7 protein-coding genes and 1 pseudogene are annotated in these 8,718 nt (G+C 63.9%); 3 read left to right on the top strand and 5 right to left on the bottom strand.

The genetic code is table 11. The features are described 5' to 3' along the window. The 5 genes and pseudogenes from Q0X85_RS10270 to Q0X85_RS10250 all read right to left on the bottom strand — a co-directional run. Positions 1–201: pseudogene (locus Q0X85_RS10270) on the bottom strand (DUF1513 domain-containing protein); the annotation flags it as partial. A 3-nt stretch (positions 202–204) separates the two neighbouring features. Continuing rightward, entirely contained in the window at positions 205–1,191 is a 987-nt protein-coding gene (locus Q0X85_RS10265) for an imelysin family protein (protein WP_297771807.1), read from the bottom strand. Further along, the gene (locus tag Q0X85_RS10260) at positions 1,191–2,705 is read right to left on the bottom strand and encodes a di-heme oxidoredictase family protein (protein ID WP_297771808.1); all 1,515 of its coding nucleotides are present in this window, start codon (positions 2,703–2,705) and stop codon (positions 1,191–1,193) included. The genes Q0X85_RS10265 and Q0X85_RS10260 overlap by 1 nt, the downstream gene beginning before the upstream one ends. A gap of 203 nt (positions 2,706–2,908) precedes the next feature. Next, complete coding sequence (locus tag Q0X85_RS10255; RefSeq protein WP_297771806.1) at positions 2,909–4,171, bottom strand: imelysin family protein; 1,263 nt, start codon at positions 4,169–4,171, stop codon at positions 2,909–2,911. Positions 4,172–4,431: 260 nt separating this feature from the next. Beyond that, positions 4,432–4,857, bottom strand: a complete 426-nt coding sequence (locus Q0X85_RS10250; RefSeq protein WP_297771805.1) for a DUF1489 domain-containing protein — start codon at positions 4,855–4,857, stop codon at positions 4,432–4,434. A gap of 125 nt (positions 4,858–4,982) precedes the next feature. On the opposite strand from Q0X85_RS10250, the gene Q0X85_RS10245 reads away from it, so the two are divergent. The 3 genes from Q0X85_RS10245 to Q0X85_RS10235 all read left to right on the top strand — a co-directional run bounded on the left by Q0X85_RS10245 (position 4,983) and on the right by Q0X85_RS10235 (position 8,367). Next, positions 4,983–7,250 (top strand): adenosylcobalamin-dependent ribonucleoside-diphosphate reductase, encoded by a 2,268-nt coding sequence (locus Q0X85_RS10245; protein ID WP_297771804.1) that lies wholly within the window; start codon positions 4,983–4,985, stop codon positions 7,248–7,250. A gap of 341 nt (positions 7,251–7,591) precedes the next feature. Further along, the gene (locus Q0X85_RS10240; protein ID WP_297771802.1) at positions 7,592–7,990 is read left to right on the top strand and encodes a hypothetical protein; all 399 of its coding nucleotides are present in this window, start codon (positions 7,592–7,594) and stop codon (positions 7,988–7,990) included. Continuing rightward, the gene (locus Q0X85_RS10235) at positions 7,987–8,367 is read left to right on the top strand and encodes a hypothetical protein (RefSeq protein ID WP_297771801.1); all 381 of its coding nucleotides are present in this window, start codon (positions 7,987–7,989) and stop codon (positions 8,365–8,367) included. The genes Q0X85_RS10240 and Q0X85_RS10235 overlap by 4 nt, the downstream gene beginning before the upstream one ends. Positions 8,368–8,718: the final 351 nt, after the last annotated feature.

The raw sequence follows: 8,718 nt of genomic DNA, 5'->3' as shown, positions 1-8,718 counted from the left end.
GGCGGCGGCGGCGTGGCCGCGTTCCGGCAGGCGCAGGCGAAAGCGGATCTCGCCCGCCGCAGAGAGACCGCAGAGAAAGTGCTGCCCGGTGGTGTCACGCGCGGCCGCGAGAAAGCGCGGGGCGCCCGCCTCTGCCCAAAGCGGGGCGGGGCAGAGCGTGGATGCGGCGAGACTGCCGAGCAGCGTGCGGCGGTGGATCATGTCTCAGTCTCCATCGGCTGCGTTGAAGCCTGCGGCGACGCCAAGTGCTGTGCCGATCTCCTGCGCGGCGGTCTCGCGTGCCTCGCGGATGCGCGATTGGAGGCTTTCGATGCGGATGCGTGATTGCGGCTCGGACACCCCGGCAAGACGCGGATCATCCAGGCGCTTTGCCTCGCTCAATGCATCGTCGATGGCGTCGAGCGTGCGAGAGGGAGTGCCCGCCAGATGCGTTGCCAGATCGCGCAGCGCCTCAAGCGAGAGGGTGACATTGCGCAGGGGGCGGTCAGAGCGATAGGCCTCGGCCTGACGCGGTCGGGGCCGCTCGAATGTGCCAAGCGGGCGGCCAAGGCGTTGATCGGTGTTGAACTCAAGACCGCTCAGAAGCGCCGTGAGCAGCGCGCGTTTGGCCTCTTGCGGTGCAAGATAGGTGGTGTTGTCAGGTTCTCCAGCGTTGCGCAGAAGGGCGGCATGCCCGTCTTGCCATGCGGTGTGGATCTCGCGGGCCATGCGGGCGAGGTCATCAGCGATTGCCTGGATCAGGTGGCAGGGATAGCTGCCCGCATTGTAGCTGCTGAGGTCGTCGTCAAAGAGCAAGCGATCGAGCGCCATCAGACCACGGGCGGCGACGCTCACGGTGGCAAAGGCGGCGGGGTCTTTGACCACCGGGTCGTCGTCCGCGATCAGGCCCGTGAGGCTGCGCGCCGTGATGCCACGCGGATCGGGCCAGAAGGCAATGGCGAGCGCGCGGCCCTCATCCTCAACCGGGCCAAAGCGCAGATGCGCCACATCTATCCATGCGTCGAATGCCGCGTGATAGGCCGGGCGCAGGGCAGGAGCGGTGCACTCTGTCTCGGCGGCTGCGTCAAGGGCTGCGGTGGCCTGAGCAAAGCGCTGGTAGCCCGGCAGGATGTGGTCGTCTATGGCACTGGCCAGATCCGCGCACAGGGGCGTGGCGAGGCAGAGGGCGGCAAGGGTCAGGCGCAACAGCATCACAGGCTCTCCAGAAAACGGAGGAGCGCGGCGCGGTCCTCTGGTGGCATCTCGGTTACGGTGTCGCGTGCCGCTTGTGCCTCGCCGCCGTGCCACAGGATCGCCTCCAGAAGGGAGCGCGCGCGCCCGTCATGCAGGAATTGGGTATGTCCGTTCACCGCTTCGGTCAAGCCGATGCCCCAAAGCGGTGGGGTGCGCCATTCGCGGCCCGTGGCCCGCGCCTCGGGGCGATGATCGGCCAGACCCTCGCCCATGTCATGCAGCAGCATGTCAGTATAGGGCCAGATCAGCTGAAAGCTCTGTTCGGGTTGGTCGGTGAGCCGGTGGGTGACGTGTTTGGGCGTGTGACAGGCGGTGCAGCCGGTGGTATAAAACACCTCCTTGCCGCGCAGAACCTCGGGGGCGTCCACATCGCGGCGCGCGGGCACTGCGAGGTTGCGCGAATAGAAGGTCACGAGATCGAGCCCCTCGGCGTCGATTTCCCATGTCCGGGCGTCGCCATCACCATGCGGGGCCTCGCGGCAGGCTGTTTGCGCTGACGTGCATTCGCCCCAAGGATCCGGGAAGAGCGGGTTGGATATACCGATATCCCCGGCAAAGGCACTGGCGGATTGCTCGCGGATCGTCGGGTTGCCCGCCTTGAGACCAAAGCGGCCCAGCATGGGGCGGTCATGCTCGACCGACCAGACGATCTGGGCGCGGCCCGAGATGCCGTCGCCGTCGGCATCGTCCGGGTCGGCATTGGCCAGAATGTCGGCGGCGGGAATGGCCTCTAGCAGGCCGAGCCCGATCATCGGCGGCGCGACACGGGGCGAGAGCATCGCGCCGGGGGCAAGTGGGCCATGACCAAGATCAGCGGCGGCGTAGGTGGGCGCGCGCAGGTGGGCGACGTCGCCGCCTGAAAGGGGAATTGCGATTTCAGTATAGGTCATATCCATCCGGTATTCCGGGGCGTGGCCCTGAACGGCGAAATCCTGCAATTGCGCGCCATAGGTCGGATCGGGACGGGTGCGCTCGGGGGCATCGCCCAACGCGGCGAGGTAGGTTTCAAGCCTGGTCATGTCCGCCTCGGGGTCGGCGGGCACAGAGAGGCGCAGGAACATCGAGATGGCACCGTCCTCGGTGCCTTCGGGGGGGTGGCCACGGCCGTCTTTCAAATGGCAGCGTTGGCAGGAGCGGGCGTTGTAGAGTGGGCCGAGACCGTCGGAGGCCAGTGTGGACGAGGGCGAGGAGACCCAGAGCTTACGAAAGAGGCCGTTGCCGACCTTGAAATTCAGCTCACGCTCGAACGAGATATTGGCGGACGCGTGCGAAAAGGCGTGTTCATTGGCTCGGGCGGGCACGGTGGCGGCCCCGCCGGAATTGGCCTCGAATTTCTCTGGTGCGGTGAAATCCGTGGTTGGGCGGGTGATATCGGCGATGCGCGCGGCCTCGGCGGCGGTGCGCGGGACGATTGGCAGATGTGGTTCGTCCAGAGGGGCGGCGACGGTCGCGCCCGCGATCAGGATGACTATGCAGGAGGCCACAATGGCCTTGCGATATGGCTGGGATTTGAACACGGGCGTGACCTTTTCCTATCGTTCCCAGAATGCTCGGGCGAGGAGCGCGCCGATGGTATGCGCCGTGTCGCCGCCGTAGCGATAGGCGAATGCCGCGCTCAGACCTTTGGCGACCGTCCCGCCGCGTGTGGCGATCCGGTCTGTTCGCGCGGCGGTGCTTACTGAAAGACCGCGTTGGGGTTGTCGAGGCTGTCGGAGCCCTCAAAGGCGATGCCCTCCAGCCCGAGCGCCGCGACCGCGCGCTCGATGCTGCGGGTCTGCGCCACCAGCGCATCCACTGCGCCCATGATCAGCGCCTCGCCTGCCGCATTGTCGCGCGCGAGCATCTGGTCATAAGACATCCCTGCCTCTGCCGTGGTCTTGATCCGTCCCAGCATGGCCATGGTGTGATCGAGATCAGAGCGAAGCGTGGTATCGACCTCGGGTGCGGTCCCGGCCACCAGATCGGCGAGCGCGGGGCCTGAGACAACGTTGCCATCGACCCGCACATAGGCACCGTGATAGACGTTGCGAATGCCAAGCCCGTCGTAATAGTGGCTGTTGTGGGTGTTGTCGGAGAAGCAGTCATGCTCTTCTTCGGGATCGTTCAGCATGACGCCAAGCTTGATCCGCTCGCCCGCCTGTTCGCCGTAAGACAACGATCCCATGCCGGTCAGGATCGTCTTGATGCCGGCATCTTCGTCGGACAGGACTGCTGCGCGCGCGTCGCCGCCCTGGGCCCATTGTGATGCCATCCAGTCCAGATCGCTGACCAAGAGCTCGGTCGCGGCCTTGAGATATTCGGCGCGGCGGTCGCAGTTGCCGCCGGTGCAGGCGTCGCCCTGTGCATAGTCGGTCCAGGGACGATTGCCAGCACCCGGCTCGGTTCCGTTCAGATCCTGACCCCAGAGCAGGAATTCAACCGCATGATAGCCCGTGGCGACATTGGCCTCGACCGCGTCGGCCTCGTGCAGTTCTCCTTCGAGCAGGGCGGGGGTGATTGAGCTTGCGTCGATCTCTTGGCCCGAAAGTGTAAAGCTGGGGTTGGCGATGACGTTGAGCGCGGCATAGGGGTTGGCGTCCGTGGCGCCGGCGCCCGCAGCATCGACATAATCGATCAGTCCCTCGTCGAGCGGCCAGGCGTTCACCTTGCCTTCCCAGTCGTCGACGATGGCATTGCCAAAGCGGTAGACTTCGGTCTGCTGGTAGGGCACGCGCGCTGCAAGCCAGGCACTCCGTGCCGCTTGAAGGGTGGAAGCCGAGGGATTGGCTGTCAGTGCTGCGACAGTGTCTCGCAGGGTCTTTGCTGTGGTCAGGCTGTCGGTATAGGCTGCCTCGGCGATATCGGCGTAGGTACCCAGAACCTCGGCCTTGGTGGCGGCCAAGGCGGGCAGGGCCGTCAATGCTGTGCTGGCAAGCGCGGCGAGAAGTGTGCGGGTCATGTTATGTCCTTTCGGTCAATAGAGTGCATGACATCGCGCACCCGATCCGGCCGGGATGTCCGGCAGAGCGCATGTGCCGCCTGTCTGGATGGTCAGAACTCGGATCAAACACAGCTGGGACATGGGCACCTCTCGGGTGGCGATGTCTCCGGGCTGCGGGCGCTGGCTAGGAGATGGCTTTGGCCTATCCCCGAATCTCTCGTTTGTCAAACCTGATTAAAATAGTCGGCAATGCGGTTGTGATGGTTCCGGGCCCTCGTTCACAACACCCCGATATCTGCGAGCGCCGCCGACAACTCCGGAGGCAGGCTGTCATCGCCTGTTCGTGCCGGGCCGAGATCTGCGGGCGCATCCGCACCTGGCAGGTAGCGCCAGCCCTGAAACGGCCGCCTCGTGGCCGTCGTGGTACGGACAAGCGTCGGGTCGAGCACTATGGCGCAACGGCGAATACCGTCGCCCCCCGTCACCTCGTCGAGTCGCAGGATGCGCTGGCGGCATTGCACAAGCCCCTGGATCACCCAGTAGATCGAGCCGCCTTCGAGCAGTTCTTTCTCACGTTTGGGCCACATCCGGGTGATATGGCAGGGATGGCCGTCCGGGGCCTTGGCGCGCGGGTTTTGCTGCCACTCCATCAGCCCCTCGACCGATTTGGTGCCGACACTGAGTTTGATGAGATGCAGAGCCACGCGCGAATCCTCTATGAGTTGCCAGATATCGTAGCGTTCTCACTGCGAGGGGCAAGAGATGGTGGAAATCGCGACACGGGACGGCTATCCTTTGCGTCTGCCACCGACCAAGGGAATCGCCGCTCATGACCCGTTTTGCCGCCCCGATCGCGGAACAGATCTGGACTATGAAATACCGTTTCGTGAATGACGAAGGCGGTGATGCCAGCGTCGAGGACACCTGGAGGCGGATCGCGCGGTCTCTGGCCCGCGCCGAAGCGGATCCGGATGTCTGGGAAGAGCGGTTCTACGAGGCTCTGGCGGATTTCAAGTTCCTGCCCGCAGGACGGATCACCGCTGGAGCAGGCACCGGGCGCAAGGTCACGCTGTTCAACTGCTTCGTCATGGGCACCATCCCCGACGACATGAGCGGCATTTTTGACAATCTGCGCGAGGCGGCGCTGACCATGCAGCAGGGCGGCGGCATCGGCTATGATTTCTCGACGATCCGGCCCAAGGGCGCGGTGGTCAAGGGCGTGTCGGCGGATGCAAGCGGGCCGCTGTCGTTCATGGATGTCTGGGACGCGATGTGCCGCACGATCATGTCCGCGGGATCACGGCGCGGCGCGATGATGGCGACCATGCGCTGCGATCACCCCGATATCGAGGATTTCATCGCCGCCAAGTCCGATGCGGCGCGGCTTCGGATGTTCAACCTGAGCGTTCTGGTGACGGATGCTTTCATGGAAGCCGTGAAGGCAGACGGGCCCTGGGAGCTTCAATTTGATGACAAGGTGTATCACACCGTGCAGGCGCGTGACCTGTGGAACCGGATCATGCAGGCGACCTATGACTATGCCGAGCCGGGGGTGATCTTCATCGACCGGATCAATCAGGCGAACAACCTTGCCTATTGTGAGGAAATCGCCGCGACCAATCCTTGCGGCGAACAGCCCCTGCCGCCCTATGGGGCCTGCCTTTTGGGCTCGATCAACTTGGCGCGGCTGGTGATCGAGCCATTCGAACCGCGCGCGCGGCTCGATGCGGCGGCGCTCAAGGACTTGGTGCGCGTGGCAGTGCGGATGATGGACAACGTGGTGGACGTATCGCAATTCCCGCTCGCAGCGCAGGCCGAGGAGGCGCGCAACAAGCGGCGGATCGGGCTGGGTGTCACTGGGTTGGCCGATGCGCTCCTGATGCTTGGGCTCCGCTATGGCTCTGACAAGGCGGTGCGGCAGACAGAGATCTGGATGCACAAGATCGCCGTCGCCGCCTACCTCGCCTCCGTGGATCTGGCGCGGGAAAAAGGAGCGTTTCCGCTGTTCGATGCGGATGGTTTCCTGGCCTCTGGCAACTTGCAGAACATGGATGAAAGCGTGCGCGCAGCCATCGCGCAACACGGCATCCGCAACGCGCTCCTGACCTCGATTGCGCCGACCGGCACGATCAGCCTCTATGCGGGCAATGTCAGCAGCGGGATCGAGCCGGTCTTTGCCTATTCCTACACTCGCAAGGTGCTGCAAAAGGACGGATCCCGTACCGAGGAAGAGGTGGTCGATTACGCCGTGCAGATGTGGCGCGACCGGATGGGCGACGCCCCACTGCCCGACTATTTCGTCAATGCCCAGGTTCTCGCCCCCGAGGATCACGTGAAGATGCAGGCGGCGGCGCAGAAATGGGTGGATTCGAGTATTTCAAAGACCATCAACTGCCCCGAGGATATCGGATTTGAGGCGTTCAAGGAGGTCTACATGCAGGCCTATGAGACCGGCTGCAAGGGCTGCACCACCTACCGGCCCAATGACGTGACCGGCTCGGTCCTGAGCGTGAGCGAGAGCGCCGACAAGGTGCCCGGCGAGGGCGCGATGCCGGGCGAGGGCGGTGAAGTGATCTACATGTCCGACCCGCTCGACCGGCCCACCGAACTCGAAGGCGCGACCTACAAGCTCAAGTGGCCCGACAGCAACCATGCGATCTACGTGACGGTGAATGATATCGTGCTGAACGGGCACCGGCGGCCCTTCGAGGTGTTCATCAATTCCAAGAACATGGAGCATTACGCCTGGACCGTGGCGCTGACGCGGATGATCTCGGCCGTGTTCCGGCGCGGCGGCGATGTCTCTTTTGTGGTCGAGGAGTTGAAGGCGGTGTTCGACCCGCGCGGCGGCGCATGGATGAACGGCAAGTACATCCCCTCGATCCTCGCCGCCATCGGCGGGGTTCTGGAACGCCACATGGTGCAGATCGGCTTTCTCGCGGGCGAGGGCCTCGGCCTCAAGTCAGACCCCACGGCACAGGTAACGAACCTCGACCCCCCCAAAGGCCCCGCCTGCCCCGCCTGCGGCAGCTACGACATGCGCATGATCGAAGGCTGCATGACCTGCGCAAGCTGCGGTCACAGCAAATGCGCATAGGGGGCGGTGATCGGCTTTTTTGTCGTTGCGGGCGTAGTTATGCCAAATCGGCGGATTTTACTGCCACGCGTTGGCAAAAGTTTTGCCAGCGTCTGTAAAGTACTGGAAGATACAGGCTTTTTCCGAAGCAGGTTTTGGAACCCAAAATCTGACCCCTTAGGCTGAATCTGCGCGCCTCTGGCATCACGGATTGCCCGGCACGGCCCTCTTGATGAGGCCGCGCCGAGCAACCTCGTGCCGACGATGACGCGGACACCATAAACAAAATCATTTGACCGGAGCAGGGATCTTCTGACGCGGCCCATGGCGGGCCCGCGCATTCCACCAGGAAAGGTGATCCCATGAAACACATTCCCGATATCCGTGCCCTGCTCCGGCACATGAACAAGGCCAGCGAATTCATGCGCTGGCTGCGCGCAGAAGGTGACAGCCTTGTCGCCTCGGCCGAGCTTCTGGGCGGACGCAAATGGGCAGCACGAGCCCGCGCCGTCGTCGAGGCAGCGAAAGCTGGCAACGATCTTGCTGCCCGCCGTGGCGAGCTCCATGAGCTCAACCGCCTGCTACGTCTCGAATTCACCACCGACATCAAGAGCGTCGAGGCCCGGCGCTTTGCAGCCGTCCACCCGGATGATCCCCGGGCGGATATCGCGCGGCGCTGCGCGGAGACGCTGGGCCGCGGAGTGCGAGCACTCGAGGCGCTTCACCTCGCCGGTATTGTCGGCATACGGGAGGCCGCATGATGTGCAAAGCGCAAACGGCGACGCTTGCTCAGGCGCGCGAACTCACGCGGCGCGCCGCCCAATGGCTCGACCTGATCGACTTCCGCGCACATGCTGCGGCCGAGCCCTTCTCGCCGAGCATGTCCACGTATCACGACATGCTGGACCCTGCCGCCACAGATGCCGCGCGGCTCGCGGCCTGCCGTGGCATGTATCGACAAGTGTGCCGCCGCGTAGAAGTCGAACGCCTTGAAGGTGAAGCCATCCATGCGCGCCAGCGTCCGATCGACCCTTACGGACGGCGCTGGCGCATCACGCGTGATGGCGCAACGCTGGAAACCATTGCCTGCCTGCTCTCAGCTGCGATCGAGGCCTTTCAAGCCTGCCACGAGGACTGAGTCAGATAGCGGGGCCGGGGTCGCTACAGAGCGGCCCCGGCCTAAGTACGTTATTGCGTCGTCTGATCTCTACTTCGCCTTACGAAGCCTCGAGTGCCGCTCTCCTTGGATGATGGTGTTTTCGGGGCTTGCGGACACAGCCTTGAACAATTCGGCGGACAGCAGATCTTCGCTGACGACGCGATTTCGCCCTTCTCGTGCTTTCAAAGCGGACACTCGATTGACTGTAACCGGTGCGCCGCGCCCACACTTACGTCATAGCGCCTGATCTGCGATCCAGAGGCTTCTTTGATTTGTGGGGAGTTTCTCGATGGGAGCTACAAGGGAGTTTCTGGCAGAGTTGCCGCGGCG

This window comes from uncultured Roseovarius sp., assembly GCF_947259555.1.
Lineage (GTDB): Bacteria > Pseudomonadota > Alphaproteobacteria > Rhodobacterales > Rhodobacteraceae > Roseovarius.
The sequence above is the reverse complement of the archived record's forward strand: the minus strand, read 5'-3'. Positions and strand labels throughout refer to the sequence as shown.

Excerpts from the sequence above, each read along its gene's own strand:
- Q0X85_RS10265 (WP_297771807.1), bottom strand. The coding sequence starts at position 1,191 with ATGCTGTTGCGCCTGACCCTTGCCGCCCTCTGCCTCGCCACGCCCCTG.
- Q0X85_RS10255 (WP_297771806.1), bottom strand. The coding sequence starts at position 4,171 with ATGACCCGCACACTTCTCGCCGCGCTTGCCAGCACAGCATTGACGGCC.
- Q0X85_RS10245 (WP_297771804.1), top strand. The coding sequence starts at position 4,983 with ATGACCCGTTTTGCCGCCCCGATCGCGGAACAGATCTGGACTATGAAA.
- Q0X85_RS10240 (WP_297771802.1), top strand. The coding sequence starts at position 7,592 with ATGAAACACATTCCCGATATCCGTGCCCTGCTCCGGCACATGAACAAG.
- Q0X85_RS10235 (WP_297771801.1), top strand. The coding sequence starts at position 7,987 with ATGATGTGCAAAGCGCAAACGGCGACGCTTGCTCAGGCGCGCGAACTC.